Consider the following 14,975-nt stretch of genomic DNA (forward strand, 5'->3'; position numbering starts at 1 on the left):
GCAATAATTTATTTTATTTTGCGAAAAATGGAATTTCATAATTGCAGATAATTTAATTACCTCTATTCCGATTTTACGATCATTTAACATAGAAAGTTCATAATCCGGATGAATGTTATGATAATCTTATGAATAAATTAATTTATTATTACGAGGTAAAGATATAAAATATTTTAATATAACTACTTTAGTTATTAAAATATTTTAATAATAGATATATGGTTGAGAAATTTAGTTATTAATTAAAGGAAATAACATTTTTTCCTTGATGACACAACAGGCACCAATAACGCCCGCACGACGGCCTAAAGCAGACTTTTTAAGTTTCATATCACGGTTTACTAAACCAAGTGAATATTTTTTTAATGCAGATTGAATAGGTAGTAAAGCATAATCGCCTAATTGTGCGAAATCTCCACCAATTACCAGTAAGTCAGGGTTGAAGATATTTAATAAAATAGATAAATATCGTCCCATTTTTTCGCTTTGCTGCGTCACTAAATCGACACAAAGAGTGTCTTCTAGATTTACAGCTCCGGCAATAATAGCATTGTGTTGTAATGCCGAAGAACTTTCATCAAGTATTACTTTTGATTGTTTTCCTTCTTTTATAGCATCTTTAAATTGATTAATTAACGACCAGCCGGAAATTTCGGTTTCAAGACAACCTAGTTTTCCACATTGGCACATGATTTCATTATTGAAAATAGTACTATGACCAAATTCTCCTGAATATCCTGATTTTCCGTAGTATAGCTTTCCGTCAGTAATCATCCCGATAGCAACTCCCCAACTGTAATTGACGAAAATGATGTTTTGTTCATCGTCTACAACACCTTCACAATATTCTCCAAAAGTCATTGCACGAGTATCATTTTCTAAGTGAACGGGAAGATCTAATTGCTCAGAAATGATTTCGTTTAAAGGTCGGTTTTCACTAAAGAAATAGTTATAACTAAAACCTTCCATTGAATTAATACGTCCGGAAAAGTTGATACAAACGCCAACAATTAATTTTTTATCTACAGAACTATCTTCTATAAACGAATTAATAAGTTCACAGAATTTTAATAAAGATTTTTGAGTATTTTCCAAAATAAATGAAGTGCCAAGATCAACGCTAACCAATTCATTTTTAATGTTTTGCAAGCCAATAGACATACTGCTGATGCCAACTTCAACTCCAAGAAAGTAAGCGCAGGTTGGGTTGATACTATATAATGAAGGTCTTCGTCCGCCACTATTGGTGATCTTTCCCATGTCGACTACGTACCCTTTGGTTAGTAATTCGTTGACAGCTTTGGTTACCGTTGGAACACTTGATTGTAATTCGGTACTTAATTCGGCAATTGTAGAATTGCCTCCCGAAAGCAAACGTTTGGTTATAGATTGTCTTAGCATGTGCCATTTCTGACCTGAAAGACTTTTATCTTTACTATTATCTAATAAATCTTTTAAACTCATCGCTGCTATAATTATGTGTCTCTTACAAACTTACTATAATTTTTAAATAATTATAAGAATTGGGCGCAATTATTAAAATATTTTTTTAATGTAGCTGAATTTTATAAAACCACTAAAAAAAACACTGCTTAAAAATGATAGAAATAGAAACGTTTATGTGATCAGGCAAATAAAAGTTAACAATCTATTATTGAATAAAGTATAAGTATTATGTTTGTATAACATTTAATTTTAATGAAAAACTTTTACTTTATAGCATTTATATTATTAGACATTTTTATGATGCCGAACAATACTTTTGCATGCGGAAGTAAATCTAAAAATGATCATTCTGTCACAGAAATGTCATTAGCTAAAAGTAAAAAAGGTTGTTGTGATGCAGCTGGACATAAAGATAAAAAGCACCATTGTTGTCATAATAATTGTAAAGATTCTAAATGTATTTGCGCACCATCTTCCAGTGTTTTTTTAGTAGGTAACGAAACTGTATTACAAGCTGTAAATTATGATTTTTATAATGAAAATCAAAAATTCAACCATCCCGAGACTTCTATTTCTTCGGGTTTCTCTTCTCTGTATTTGAAACCAAAAATAGGTTAAATTCAAAAGTGACAGCCATAAGTATGTCAAATTAGCAGCAAAACCTGCTATACAATCTATTCAATTAAAGAAGCCAAAAAACTTTGGATAACAACACATTATTATAGTGATAGCAGAATAGATTTGGTCTTAATCTGAATTACTAAAAGATGTTATTGTATTGAAAATGTCGGCCAGAACTAAATTTTAAAAAATGAAATTAACAACAATATTTTCCTTCATAATAGTAATGCTATGTGTCCCGAAATCTCAGGCAAAAGTAAATTTACAAGTAGATTATCAAAATAATAGAACAGAAACATTAGATACCATAAGAGATGAATTTAATTTAAAAAAGAAAAATACAGTAAACCTTATCAATGGCAAAAGTCCGGATGTTATGCTAAAATTTTACGAGTATTACTTGCAGGAACATGATATCAAAAGGGCTGATTCATTAATGTCAAATATTTTAAAATCATCGAATGATGTTGCTTACAAGTATAAAATCAGCTTATTTTCTTATAATTATACTTTAGATGCCAAGTCGCAAATTCTATTCGTTTCAAATCGTGGTCGTGTTAAAGAGTATCGGGACTATTTTTTAAAGTCAGGTACTAAATCATTAAAATCAAATAAGGATTTACGGGCTCATTATCTTGATTTGGTTGCTTTGGATTCTGCTTATTATAAAATTGCCCCAGACAGCGCGGTAAAGAAACAAATGGGTCGTCATTACAATAGTCTGGCCTGGTATAGCATTGTAAATCAACAACTAAATGATGTTGAATATTATTTAAATCAAAGTATAAAATATGATCCCGAATCGAAATATCCGCTTTCAAACAGGCCGCTCTTGCTTTTATTAAAAGGAAATTATAAGGAAGCAGAAGCCCTTTACATAAAATTAAAAGATCAGCCATTTGAGGAACCTAACTCAACTTTTAGAGATGAGTTTTTGGAAGATTTAGATTTAGTGAAAGCAGAAGGAATCCAGATTGATAACGAAAAAAAAATCAGAAGGATATTAACCAAAAAATAGATATTTTATATTCCTGAAAATTTTCACAGAATAAATTTTATATAAAAACCTCCATTTTTTTTTAATTTGGAGGTTTTTTTCCCAAAGTGGCTGTCCTAAAAAAAGTAAATTACAAATTGTTTTTTGTGTTTTAATTTTAACTTTTCAATTGTAGCATTTAGTTTGGTGCAAAAAGAGGATTTGACGCCAAAGTTGAAAATCAAAATGGTTTGATAGGAGGGGAGCAAAGTTTATTGATAAGCAATAGTTTTTATTTCAATTTTATGAAATTATTTATAAAATCTATGTATGAAACTAGTAACGAATTTGTTGGCAGGAATTTTTTTAGCTGCTAGTTTTATATATTGATTTCCTAAATTACTCTTTAGTAGTTATTATATTGTCGGGAGAATTTACTTAATCCTAATTATATTATCGGTTATTTTTGGGAATCTTGAAAACAATAAATTATCATGTCCGGGAATAATAAATTTAACATCAGAAACTAATTTCTTCATTCTTATCATGGCGTTAACATATCCTTCAATATCAAAAGTGGCGTGTGCAGGAGCCGATTTTAAATGTTCTAAATTATAATAAGTAAAAACATTATCTGAAGCAATTATTATTTTGTCGGCACCACTTTTTATTAAAATATACTGCGAATCAAAAGTATGTCGTGAACCTGTATAAGCTCTAATTCCGGGTATGATTTCCTGATCATCGCCATTTATAAGGGTAAGTTTTCCTTTCAGATTTCGTTCGATTATTTTGCGTACATCTTCTTTATTAAAACCTCCATTGTGTCCTTCTTCCTGCCATGCACTTCCAACAAAATAATTGTAATCTTCTTTTTGAATCCACACATGTGCATTCGGAAATAAATCAATACCACCCATATGATCCCAATGCGGATGAGTAAGGATAATATCGGTAATATCTTCTCTTTTTAAATTAAGTGCAGTAAGCATGGTATCTGGTTGAATATATTTTGTGATTCCAAAATCTTTTACTTGTGGTATGTCTGGTAAAAAACCCGCATCGATTAATATATTTTTACCGTGATTATCTTTTATCAGCCAAAAAATAAAAGCAGGATCTACGGTTTCGTTTTCGGGAGCATCTATAACATTTACAGCTAGTGGAAGTAATTTTCCAACGGAAGCAAATTTTAAAGCATATACTTCATAATTTGGTATTTGTGAAAATGTAGTTTCACAAATTGCCAAAGAAATTAAAACTAATATAAAAAAGGGGCGTACGTTTTTAAGTGTCATATTTTGCTGTTTCTATACAATTTAGAAGGTTGTAATAATTAAAGGTCGGTAAAAGTTTCATCTGATATTTGTTATTACGTTTTATTATATAATATCGGTAAACCGATCAACAATTATTAAACCCAGCAATGTAAATTGCTTTTGCCATAGTATAATATACATATTATTTACTAAATTGTTTTTATGATTTTTTAATTGATTTAGGGTATATATCGTGACAAATATATTTAATACATATATCCTATATTGTTAACGACTAAACAAGTACTGTTAATGAAATGTCAATACTGTTTAGCAAACTTTTTCAGAAATGATTTTGTAGATAATTATCACTTGAAAATGCAAAACTATATAACGCTCCAGCATGAAATATCTATATATGGTTAATTAATAGTCGTAAATGGTAAATGTAAAAATTGCTTTTATAATTGGTTATATTTGGTAAAAACCACCTATATCAATAGATTTTATTAATTTTAATGACAATGAAGAAGGTGCTGTAATCGATTTTCTAGCCAAGTCTATCAGAGTTCCACTTGAGAACACAAGACATCGTATAATATCTAACAGCAAAAAAAATAAAGAAACGAGTTAAAATATTTATAATCAACATTTTAACTCGTTTAATTGCAGTTTATTTTGTTTTGTTATTTCCCGATACAGAAATTTGCAAAGATATTCCCCAGTAATTCGTCATTTGATACCTGACCGGTAATAAGCCCGAATTGGTACAAAGCTTCACGAATATCAAATGCAATTAAGTCACTTGAAAGATTAGTTTCAAGGCCGAATTTTACTTTTTGTATTTCATCCAAAGCTTTTAGTAAAGAATCGTAATGTCTTGTATTAGTAACAATTGTTTCATTATTACGTAATGCTCCAGTATTTACAAAAGACAATAATTGATTTTTTAAATCTTCAACACCAATGTTCTGTTTAGCACTTAGAAAAATTTGTTTCAGGTTTAAAGTTTCAAGTTCCTGACGTGTAGTTTGAAGTTGTTCTTCACTAAGCTGATCTATTTTATTGCAAACAATTAAAATTTCTTTTAATGGATATTTATTCTTTATCTTTTCGATTTCAACAATAAAAGAATCACTGGAAACCTGAAATTTCAAACTATCCATTAAGTAGATTACGAGTTGTGCTTGTTCTATTTTTTCGAAAGTTTTTTTGATTCCAATGCTTTCCACAACGTCTTTAGTCTCACGAATTCCAGCCGTATCAATAAATCTAAATCCAATTCCGCCAATGACCAATTCATCTTCAATAGTATCACGCGTAGTTCCTGGAATGTCCGAAACAATGGCTCGTTCTTCGTTTAATAAAGCATTTAATAAAGTCGATTTCCCAACGTTTGGTTCTCCAACAATTGCAACAGGAATTCCGTTTTTAATTACATTTCCAACAGCAAATGAATCAATTAAACGTTTTAATACAAATTCAATTCGGTTTAATAATTCATGAAACTGAGTTCTGTCCGCAAATTCAACATCTTCTTCGGCAAAGTCCAATTCCAGTTCAATTAAAGAAGCAAAATTCAAAAGTTCCTCACGCAATTTTGCAATTTCATTACTAAAACCACCACGCATTTGTTGCATTGCAATTTGGTGCGAAGCCTCATTATCAGATGAAATTAAATCAGCAACCGCTTCAGCCTGAGATAAATCCAGTTTTCCGTTAAGGAAAGCTCGTAATGTAAATTCACCGGCGTCTGCCATTCTACATCCTTTTCTTAAAAGTAACTGAATAATTTGCTGCTGAATATAAGTAGATCCGTGGCAGGAAATTTCAATCGTATTCTCGCCTGTATACGAGTTTGGCCCTTTAAATACAGAAACCAAAACTTCGTCAAGTGTTTTCGAACCATCTACAATATGACCTAAATGTAAAGTATGTGTTTTTTGCTGGGTTAAATCTTTGTTTTTGATGGATTTAAAAACCGAATTTCCAATAGTTATGGCTTCAGCACCTGAAATTCGAATTATAGCAATGGCTCCAGCTCCGGACGGAGTAGCCAATGCAACTATAGAATCTTGATTTATCATGGTGCAAAGGTATAAAAAAAGCTAGAAACTTATGACTCCAAAGTCTTGTTGAGGATATATTCTAAAATTGTGAAAAATTAATTTATTTAGAAATTACCAAATGTTAAAATACTGATAATTGTCAGAGTGTTTTATTTTTAGAATGATTAAATTTGAGAGAATAACCTTTAAATCCGAATCAAAATGAAAAAAATATTATTTCCCACAGATTTTTCTGAATCAGCAACAAATGCATTTGTACACGCTTTAGAATTTGCTAAAATTGTCAATGCCGAACTTATTTTGTTGCATACTTTTGAGATTCCAGTTTATGACAGTCAATTTTTTCCTGAAAACTATGCCGCTATTTATAGTTCAATTGAATTAGCCAAATTTGAAATGTTTAAAGATGAAATTCCTAAATTAAGAACCATTGCAATGGAACGAAATTTAGAAGATATTGTAATAAAACACCGCTTAATGGATGGAGATTTGATTTATAATTTAAAAAATGCCGTCGAAGAAGATAATGTAGATTTTGTAATCATGGGAACTTCAGGAATTTCAGACTGGACAAAATTCTTTCTCGGATCAAATACAAGTTCCGTAATTTCAGAAGTTAAAGTTCCTGTGTTATGTATTCCCGCAGAGAGAAAATTCAAAAAAATAAAAACTATTGGCTTCACAACCCGTTATCGCGAAAAAGATAAAGTCGAATTAAGAAAAGTATTAGAAATTGCAAGAAAAACAAATGCAAAAGTAAAAAGCCTGTATGTTAAGACTTCATCTTCAGATGTTTCTGATGTAACAATTAAAGAATGGGAAAACGAATTTGCAAACGAAAATGTAGAATTTCTGGTTTTGCCAAGTGATGAAGTAAAAGAAACTATTTTAGATTTTATACTATATAAAGACATCGATATTTTAACCACAATTACACATAAAAGATCCTTCTTTGAAAGCATTTTTGAATCCAGTTTTACAAAAAAAATAACCAAAGAAGTTTCTGTACCGGTTTTAGTAATGCATGAAACCTAAAATTCTGTTTTGATAGTACATTTGTACGTCTAAAACCTATATTTGTATTTCATTAAATTTAAAAAATGGAAGCATATCAAAATAAAGTTGAATATTACACTACAATTTTTCATAAAATCAATAAAAGATACAACAGCATAAGTATTCTGCGTCTTTTAAGTATTTTTCTTTGTTTGTTTTTACTATTTTATTATATAAAAACAAATGAAATCCTTTACGCAATTTTTGCTTTTCTATCTTTTGTTGGTTTTATTTTTTTAATGCGGATTCATTCAAAATTGTCTTTTCAAAAGAACCTTACAACTGCAATTTTAAAACTAAATCAAAATGAGATTACATATCTAAAAAGAGAAAAAATCCCTTTTGAAACCGGAATTGAATTCAATGATTTTCATCATCCGTACGCTTATGATCTTGATATATTTGGGGAACATTCATTATTCCAGAATATAAACAGAACCGCCACTTTTATCGGAAAAAAAACATTAGCAAATCAATTATTGAACTTGTTATCTCAGGAAACAATTCTTGATAATCAGGAAGCGATTAATGAACTAAAAACTAAAATTGACTGGCGCCAGGATTTCCTGGCTTTAGCAATGATTAGTAATGATTCTAAAAATTCATATGACTCGCTACTCTATTGGAATTCATTTAAAAATAATGCATTACCTAAAGTTTTAGTTGCATTATCAATTATACTTCCAGCTTTATTTTTTGGACTTTTAACGGCTTATTTTATAACTTCCAAAACTATTTTACTTTCCTATCTAACATATGTTTTTATTGCGAACATGGTCGTTTTAGGAAAGTCATTTAAAAGAATTCAGTCCGAAATTGCAAAAGCCGATAACGTCGATAAAATTATCAAACAATATAGTTTATTGGTTCAGAAAATTGAAACAGAAACTTTTCAATCTAAAAAATTAATCAATTTACAACAACAACTTATTTTTAGAAATGCAACCGCAAGCAAACACTTAAAAGATTTATCAGAGTTGTTCTCGCGAATGGATACAATCAGTAATCTGGTCACGGCAATTGTGTTTAACGGAACATTTTTGTTTAATCTTCACGTTTTAAAAGCGCTTTTAAAATGGAAAGACAATTACTCAACCGAACTGGAAAATTGGATTACTGTTATTGGCGAATTTGAAGCCTTAAATAGTTTAGCAAATTTAGCATACAATAATCCCGATTTCGTTTTCCCTGAAATCAATTCCGACTATAAAATTGGCTTTTCAAATTTAAGTCATCCATTGCTAAATCCATCGACAAGAGTAGGGAATAATACACATTTTTATCCGGAATCATTTATGATTTTAACGGGTTCTAATATGTCGGGAAAAAGTACTTTTCTAAGAAGTTTAGGAATCAATATGGTTCTTGGCGGAATAGGTTCAGTTGTTTGTGCTTCAAATGCTAACATTCATCCACTTCCAGTTTTAGTTTCAATGCGATTATCAGATTCTTTAGCGGATAGCGAATCTTATTTCTTTGCCGAAATTAAGCGTTTGAAACAAATTATGGACGCACTCGAAGATCAGCCCGCTTTTGTTTTATTAGATGAAATTTTAAGAGGAACAAACTCTGATGACAAGCGAAACGGAACAATTGAAGTAGTTAAAAAAATCATAGCAAAAAATGCAATTGGAGCAATTGCCACACACGATATCGAAGTTTGTCTAACAACAAATGAATATCCTCAAACTTTAACCAATCAATGTTTTGAAGTTGAAATTCAAAACAATGAACTCCATTTTGATTACAAACTCCGGAATGGAATCTGTAAAAATAAAAGCGCGACATTTTTAATGCAAAAAATGGGAGTTATTTAGAAATTTAGATTTTAGATTAGAGAACAAAGATTAGAACGAAGAGTAAAGATTTTAGATTATAGAGTTTGATCTGTATTGTCATTCTTAGCGATGTCGAAAATAGTAACGACTTATACAATAGTTTGTCATATCTAGTTTTTTTTAAGAAGTTCCAGAGGAACGAAACATATTGTAGGATGGATTTTAATCCATCTCTCGCAACGCAAACACAATCTTGTCATCCCGAGGAACGAGGGATCTCCGCAAGAAACTCCGTAATCAAAATACACAATCTTTGTCGAGCTACTTACGGAGATCCCTCGTTCCTCGGGATGACAAGATCGCGGTTACTTCTGCATTTCTTTAATAGTATTCACAAAAGCCTCAACAGGCTGCGCTCCGGAAACTGCATATTTCCTGTCAAAAACGAAGAAAGGAACGCCTTGAACGCCAATTTCCTGAGCTTCGGTAATATCATTTTGAACCTCTTTTAAAAATAAGTTTTCATCTTTTAGAACTTCTAAAATCAAATTCTGATCTAAACCAGCTTTCATTGCTAATTCAATTAAAGTTGGTCCATCATTTAAATCTCTTCCTTCAGTAAAATAAGCTTTAAAGAAAATTTCTTCCATTGTGTCGCCTAATTTTTTGGTTTTAGCCAATTGTATAATACGATGTGACGTCAAAGAGTTCGAAATAATAGCTTTATCAAAATGATAATCTAACCCAACGCTTTTTGCGCGTTCTACAACACCTTTGTGCATTTCTATTGATTGTTCAACTGAAATCCCTTTTCGCTCGGCTAAAAACGTATAAACATCTTTACCTGATTGTGGCGTAATCGTTGGATCAAGTTGAAAGCTTTTCCATTCAATTTCAAATTCATCATTTGGAAATTCAGCTAAAGCTGTTTCCAGTTGTCTTTTTCCGATATAACAAAACGGACACATGATGTCCGACCAAATTTCTATTTTCATAGTACAAAAATAAGAAAAAAATGTTTCAGGTTTGAAGTTTCAAGTTTCAGGTTTTTCTCTGATCAACAAACCCGACAGGTTTTTAAAACCTGTCGGGTTTACATTGTCGTGAAGTTTGGAGGTTTTTCATACTAGTTTGTCATTTCGACGGAAGGAGAAATCACACTAGAATCTCCGCACAGTATATTATCAATCTTTGTCGAGTTACGTGAGTGATTTCTCCTTGCGTCGAAATGACAAGTTCGCGCAACCCGACAGGTTTTTAAAACCTGTCGGGTTTAATTCATAATTACATGAAAATAAAAAACCGCAACTCTTTTGAAAGAGTTGCGGTTTCTAGGTATAAAAAATGGTTGGTTAATAGCGATTTTTTTTTACAATGATATGTCTTTAATTTGAAACTAAAAAAGATCCCTGTAACAAAAAGAACTTTTGATGTTAACTATTTAACATCACGGGCATTACCAACATAGTAACAGTTTCACCTTCTTCTAAACCATCAACTGGCGTAAGAATTCCGGCTCTGTTTGGTAATGACATTTCTAACATAATCATATCTGATTGTAAGTTGGTTAACATCTCAGTTAAAAAACGAGAGTTAAAACCAATTTGAAGATCATCTCCTTGATAATCACAAGTCAGTCTTTCTTCTGCCTTGTTTGAATAATCGATATCTTCAGCAGAAACATTTAATTCAGCTCCAGCGATTTTCAAACGAATTTGGTGTGTTGTTTTGTTAGAGAAAATCGCAACACGCTTAACTGAACTTAAAAATAAAGAACGGTCAATCATTAATTTATTTGGATTTTCTTTTGGAATTACTGCTTCGTAATTAGGGTATTTCCCGTCAATTAAACGACACATTAATATGTAATTATCAAATGAGAAAGTTGCATTTGAATCGTTGTATTCAATTTTTACTTCGGCATCAGAACTTCCTAAAATACTTTTTAAGATATTTAAAGGTTTCTTTGGCATAATAAAATCTGCAACCTGAGATGCTTTTACATCTGTACGGGCGTATTTTACTAATTTATGAGCGTCTGTTGCAACAAAAGTTAATCCTTCTGGCGAGAACTGAAAGAAAACTCCGGACATTACCGGACGTAAATCATCATTTCCGGCAGCAAAGATAGTTTTGCTTACCGCTGTTGCTAAAACATCAGCAGGAACAAGCGTTACAGATGGCTCTTCAAGATGTACTGATTTAGGAAATTCTTCTCCGGCAGCATATGCTAAGGCATATTTTCCTGAGTTTGAACTAATTTCAACCGTATTATTTTCTTCAACTGTAAAAGTTAAAGGTTGTTCCGGAAACGTTTTTAAAATTTCAAGCAAAAGTTTTGCCGGTACAGCAACGCTTCCTTTACTTGTAGAATCGATTGATAATGTAGCAGACATTGTTGTTTCAAGATCCGAAGACGAAACTGTCAACGCTTCATTGTCTAGTTCAAATAAAAAGTTATCTAAAATAGGCAACGTATTGTTACTGTTAATTACACTACCTAAAACTTGTAATTGTTTTAATAAGTACGAACTCGATACTATAAATTTCATCTCTTTTGTTTTATTTTTTTGCTCTTTTTCTTAGTTTTTCTTTCACTAAGATAGATTTTACAAATATATCGTAAACAATCTTAGTTTCGCAATTTTTTTATTAACATCTATTTGCTGTATTTTCTTTTTCGGATGTAAGTAAATGCCAATCCAAAAACTAATAAAATTAGAATTGGAAGTCCGATAGTTATGAATTGTGTCATACTGTAATTTTCATAAACTTTCTCTTTGTCTAATAAAGGTAAATTGACATCTTTGCTTCTAATGTTAATAAGTCCGGTATCATCCAGCAAATAATTAACGCAATTCATTATGAAATCTTTGTTGTCATAAAGGTTTCCAGTACGCTGATCATAACCCAATTCAACTGGCATCATGTTTTTATCCAATTGATTTCTCGCCAAATCACCATCGGCGATTACGATCATTTTGTTCGGTTTTCCTTTTGCTAAAAATGAATTTTCTTTAAAAGGCAAAACACGATTCTCAAAAGCCGAATGAAAATTTCCTTCTAATAAAACAGAAAGTGGAATATTTCCTTTGTTCAGATAATCTTGTGGAGAAGTTTTTTCGGTTACAATATTTAAATTGATTTCAACCGGCGTTCCCACTACTTTTGAATATTGAGACGATTGTAATAAAACCGTTTTTTTGATTCCGTTTTTTAAAGTATCAATCGGGCTTGCGAAATCAAATTTAATTCCACCTAGATTTTTTACAATCGGGTGTTGACTAGTTGGATACACTTGTGGAGCATATTTCCAGACAAAATCCTGATATTGTGTTGCGCTTCCTTGCTCGCCAGTTACCAATTTTATTGGACTTCCTTGCTCATCTTTTATTAAATCAGGATTAATTCTGAATCCGTATTTAAAGAACATATCGTTCAAATTCAGATCTCTTGGATAAGCCAGAGTCGCACCGGATTGATTGTATAAACTGTCCATATCGGCGGCAACCTGATCGATTAACCACAAGGTTTTTCCGCCATGCATAATGAACTGATCTAAAACCTGTTTTTCTTCGTCAGAAAAAGTTTCAGTTGGTTTTGTGATAATCGCTAAGTCATATTTGTTTAGCGCATCTAAAGTTCCTGTTGGATTTTTAGCTACAGAATCTAATGTAAAAGGTCCAATATAATAGCTTTCGCGGATTTGCTGTAATAATTTAGCAATGTGAATTTCTGATAATTCCCCGTTTCCTTTAATGATGGCGACTTTCTTTTGTCGGTCTTTTGAAATTTTATTTATTGCATCGGCAATCGAATATTCTAAATGCTGAATCGATCCAATAACTTTTTGAGTTGTCGAAGCGCCCATTATATTTTTCAATAAAGGAATATTGACTTCTTTATTGTTGTAAACGGCAACTGCCCAAGGAAAAACCATTGCCTGAGATTGTTTTCCTTTATCATCAACAGTGATGTTTATTGGCGTAAGCCCTTTTTGAAATAAAGATTTTACAACATCCGAGCTTTCGTCTTTGTTTTCCATTGGGTTTACAAATTCGAAAACAATATTGCTGTTGTACGCCTGAAATTCTTCCAGTAATTGTCTGGTTTCTTGTTGTAAACGTTTGAAATCTGCCGGCAAATCACCTTGCATATAAATCTTGATCGACAACGGATTTTTAACCTGTTTTACGATTTGTAAAGAGGTTTGGGATAAAGTATATCGTTTGTCTTTTGTTAAATCGAATCGGTGAAAAAATAAAGTTCCCAATACATTTAAAACGATTAAAACAAAAACAGTAATACCTAATGTTTTGATATTTTGTTGAGTAGATGCTTTCATTACGCTTTAAAAGATTTTAATTGATAAACAGTAAAAGACAGAAATAATACGGTGATGCTCAAAAAATAAATAACATCGCGTGTATCAATAACGCCCCGACTCATGCTTTTAAAATGATCCTGCATACCAAATAATGAAATAATATTTGAATATCCGGGAAGTAATGTAGCCAAACCTTCAAAGCCAAAATAAAAGATAAAACACAAGAAAACCGCAATAATAAAAGCTACAATTTGATTTTCTGAAAGCGTAGAAGTGAAGATTCCGATTGCAGAATATGCCGCGATTAAAAACAATAATCCAAAATAAGAACCAATGGTGCTTCCCATATCTATATTTCCTTCGGGAGAACCTAAATTTGAAATTACTTTTACGTAAATAAATGTTGGAATAATTGCCAAAACAATTAATAGGAGCGAACCCAGAAATTTTCCGTTTACAATTTCCCAAATCGATAATGGTTTGGTTAAAAGCAATTCAAGCGTTCCTTGTTTTTTTTCATCAGAGAAACTTCTCATTGTAACTGCCGGAATCAGGAAAATTAAAATCCACGGCGCTAAAGTGAAAAACGGAGTCAAATCAGCATAACCAGTATTCAATATGTTATAATCTCCTTCGAAAACCCATAAAAATAGTCCGTTGCTAATTAAGAAAATAGCAATGACCAAATAGCCAATAGGAGAGCCAAAAAAGGATTTTATTTCTCGTAAAATGATTGATTTCATTTGTCTTTTTGTTTCAAGTTTTTTTTGTTTCAGGTTTCAAGTTCGCACAGCTTTACGAACTTTGTGTTTTCTAAAACCTTTTAAATATATTCTTTGCGTTCTTTGCGGTTAATTTCGTGTCAATTTTCAGATTCAGCATACAACTTGAAACCTGAAACTTGAAACAAATTAATTCAAACTAACTAACTTCTCCACACTCCAAGCTTCCGGTTTTGCATTAAAAAGCTTTTTTGTAAAACTCCAAACGGTATTAAAAAGTTCAGATTGTCTGTAATTCTCCAAATCCTCTTCGGTTTCCCAATAACTGTAAGTAAAAAAGATGCATTTGTCATTTTTATCCTGATACAATTCTAAAAAACGATTTCCTTCTGCATTTCGTATTTTGTCTTTCACGGTTTCAAAATTTTCCAGAAAATCCGGAATTTTTTCTTCGTGAAAACTCATTTTTACTATTCTAACAAACATATTTTAATTTTAGATTTTAGATTGCAGATTTTAGAATGTTGAATTCTAAAAGCATTTCAGGTGCGCAAAAATACCAAAATTGATTGTTCTTTTTAAGAAAAAATAAAATAATCTAAAAGTATAGTTTTTACCACAATATTGTCATCTCGACATAGGAGAGATCACACGAGAAACTCCGTAACGAATGTCACCAATCTTTGTCGAGCTACGAGTGTGATTTCTCCCTTCGGTCGAA

The 14,975-nt window shown here is 31.4% G+C and carries 12 protein-coding genes; 4 read left to right on the forward strand and 8 right to left on the reverse strand.

Features of this window, described 5'->3' with window-relative positions; translation table 11 throughout:
* Nucleotides 1-231: 231 nt before the first annotated feature.
* Nucleotides 232-1,464, reverse strand: a complete 1,233-nt coding sequence (locus tag ACHZDT_RS21960; protein ID WP_394776837.1) for an ROK family transcriptional regulator — start codon at nt 1,462-1,464, stop codon at nt 232-234.
* Nucleotides 1,465-1,698: 234 nt separating this feature from the next.
* Here ACHZDT_RS21960 and ACHZDT_RS21965 point away from each other — a divergent pair, with 234 nt between their 5' ends.
* Complete coding sequence (locus tag ACHZDT_RS21965; RefSeq protein WP_394776838.1) at nt 1,699-2,064, forward strand: hypothetical protein; 366 nt, start codon at nt 1,699-1,701, stop codon at nt 2,062-2,064.
* Nucleotides 2,065-2,257: 193 nt separating this feature from the next.
* Nucleotides 2,258-3,085 carry a hypothetical protein gene (locus tag ACHZDT_RS21970; RefSeq protein ID WP_394776839.1) on the forward strand — a complete coding sequence of 276 codons (828 nt, stop codon included), beginning with the start codon at nt 2,258-2,260 and terminating at the stop codon, nt 3,083-3,085.
* A 392-nt stretch (nt 3,086-3,477) separates the two neighbouring features.
* Here the strand turns inward: ACHZDT_RS21970 and ACHZDT_RS21975 are convergent, their stop codons facing one another.
* On the reverse strand, nt 3,478-4,341 hold the full coding sequence (locus tag ACHZDT_RS21975) for an N-acyl homoserine lactonase family protein (protein ID WP_394776840.1): 864 nt from the start codon (nt 4,339-4,341) through the stop codon (nt 3,478-3,480).
* A 647-nt stretch (nt 4,342-4,988) separates the two neighbouring features.
* Entirely contained in the window at nt 4,989-6,389 is a 1,401-nt protein-coding gene (mnmE, locus tag ACHZDT_RS21980; RefSeq protein WP_394776841.1) for a tRNA uridine-5-carboxymethylaminomethyl(34) synthesis GTPase MnmE, read from the reverse strand.
* Nucleotides 6,390-6,572: 183 nt separating this feature from the next.
* On the opposite strand from mnmE, the gene ACHZDT_RS21985 reads away from it, so the two are divergent.
* Nucleotides 6,573-7,406 carry a universal stress protein gene (locus ACHZDT_RS21985; protein WP_394776842.1) on the forward strand — a complete coding sequence of 278 codons (834 nt, stop codon included), beginning with the start codon at nt 6,573-6,575 and terminating at the stop codon, nt 7,404-7,406.
* A gap of 65 nt (nt 7,407-7,471) precedes the next feature.
* The gene (locus ACHZDT_RS21990) at nt 7,472-9,244 is read left to right on the forward strand and encodes a DNA mismatch repair protein (RefSeq protein WP_394776843.1); all 1,773 of its coding nucleotides are present in this window, start codon (nt 7,472-7,474) and stop codon (nt 9,242-9,244) included.
* Between the two features lie 326 nt (nt 9,245-9,570).
* Here ACHZDT_RS21990 and ACHZDT_RS21995 read toward each other — a convergent pair whose 3' ends face one another.
* The 5 genes from ACHZDT_RS21995 to ACHZDT_RS22015 all read right to left on the reverse strand — a co-directional run bounded on the left by ACHZDT_RS21995 (nt 9,571) and on the right by ACHZDT_RS22015 (nt 14,740).
* A complete protein-coding gene (locus tag ACHZDT_RS21995) occupies nt 9,571-10,200 on the reverse strand; it encodes a DsbA family oxidoreductase (RefSeq protein ID WP_394776844.1) in 630 nt (209 codons plus the stop codon).
* A gap of 438 nt (nt 10,201-10,638) precedes the next feature.
* Nucleotides 10,639-11,757, reverse strand: a complete 1,119-nt coding sequence (gene dnaN / locus ACHZDT_RS22000) for a DNA polymerase III subunit beta (protein WP_394776845.1) — start codon at nt 11,755-11,757, stop codon at nt 10,639-10,641.
* 107 nt (nt 11,758-11,864) lie between these two features.
* Entirely contained in the window at nt 11,865-13,550 is a 1,686-nt protein-coding gene (gene gldG / locus ACHZDT_RS22005) for a gliding motility-associated ABC transporter substrate-binding protein GldG (protein ID WP_394776846.1), read from the reverse strand.
* The gene (gene gldF, locus ACHZDT_RS22010) at nt 13,550-14,275 is read right to left on the reverse strand and encodes a gliding motility-associated ABC transporter permease subunit GldF (protein WP_394776847.1); all 726 of its coding nucleotides are present in this window, start codon (nt 14,273-14,275) and stop codon (nt 13,550-13,552) included. The genes gldG and gldF overlap by 1 nt, the downstream gene beginning before the upstream one ends.
* Nucleotides 14,276-14,443: 168 nt before the next feature.
* Nucleotides 14,444-14,740 carry a putative quinol monooxygenase gene (locus tag ACHZDT_RS22015; RefSeq protein WP_394776848.1) on the reverse strand — a complete coding sequence of 99 codons (297 nt, stop codon included), beginning with the start codon at nt 14,738-14,740 and terminating at the stop codon, nt 14,444-14,446.
* Nucleotides 14,741-14,975: the final 235 nt, after the last annotated feature.

The sequence above is a fragment of the Flavobacterium sp. genome (assembly GCF_043722275.1).
In the GTDB taxonomy this organism is placed as follows: Bacteria; Bacteroidota; Bacteroidia; order Flavobacteriales; family Flavobacteriaceae; genus Flavobacterium.

Excerpts from the sequence above, each read along its gene's own strand:
- mnmE (WP_394776841.1), bottom strand. The coding sequence starts at position 6,389 with ATGATAAATCAAGATTCTATAGTTGCATTGGCTACTCCGTCCGGAGCT.
- ACHZDT_RS21990 (WP_394776843.1), top strand. The coding sequence starts at position 7,472 with ATGGAAGCATATCAAAATAAAGTTGAATATTACACTACAATTTTTCAT.
- ACHZDT_RS22015 (WP_394776848.1), bottom strand. The coding sequence starts at position 14,740 with ATGTTTGTTAGAATAGTAAAAATGAGTTTTCACGAAGAAAAAATTCCG.
- ACHZDT_RS21985 (WP_394776842.1), top strand. The coding sequence starts at position 6,573 with ATGAAAAAAATATTATTTCCCACAGATTTTTCTGAATCAGCAACAAAT.
- dnaN (WP_394776845.1), bottom strand. The coding sequence starts at position 11,757 with ATGAAATTTATAGTATCGAGTTCGTACTTATTAAAACAATTACAAGTT.
- gldG (WP_394776846.1), bottom strand. The coding sequence starts at position 13,550 with ATGAAAGCATCTACTCAACAAAATATCAAAACATTAGGTATTACTGTT.
- gldF (WP_394776847.1), bottom strand. The coding sequence starts at position 14,275 with ATGAAATCAATCATTTTACGAGAAATAAAATCCTTTTTTGGCTCTCCT.
- ACHZDT_RS21965 (WP_394776838.1), top strand. The coding sequence starts at position 1,699 with ATGAAAAACTTTTACTTTATAGCATTTATATTATTAGACATTTTTATG.
- ACHZDT_RS21975 (WP_394776840.1), bottom strand. The coding sequence starts at position 4,341 with ATGACACTTAAAAACGTACGCCCCTTTTTTATATTAGTTTTAATTTCT.
- ACHZDT_RS21960 (WP_394776837.1), bottom strand. The coding sequence starts at position 1,464 with ATGAGTTTAAAAGATTTATTAGATAATAGTAAAGATAAAAGTCTTTCA.
- ACHZDT_RS21995 (WP_394776844.1), bottom strand. The coding sequence starts at position 10,200 with ATGAAAATAGAAATTTGGTCGGACATCATGTGTCCGTTTTGTTATATC.
- ACHZDT_RS21970 (WP_394776839.1), top strand. The coding sequence starts at position 2,258 with ATGAAATTAACAACAATATTTTCCTTCATAATAGTAATGCTATGTGTC.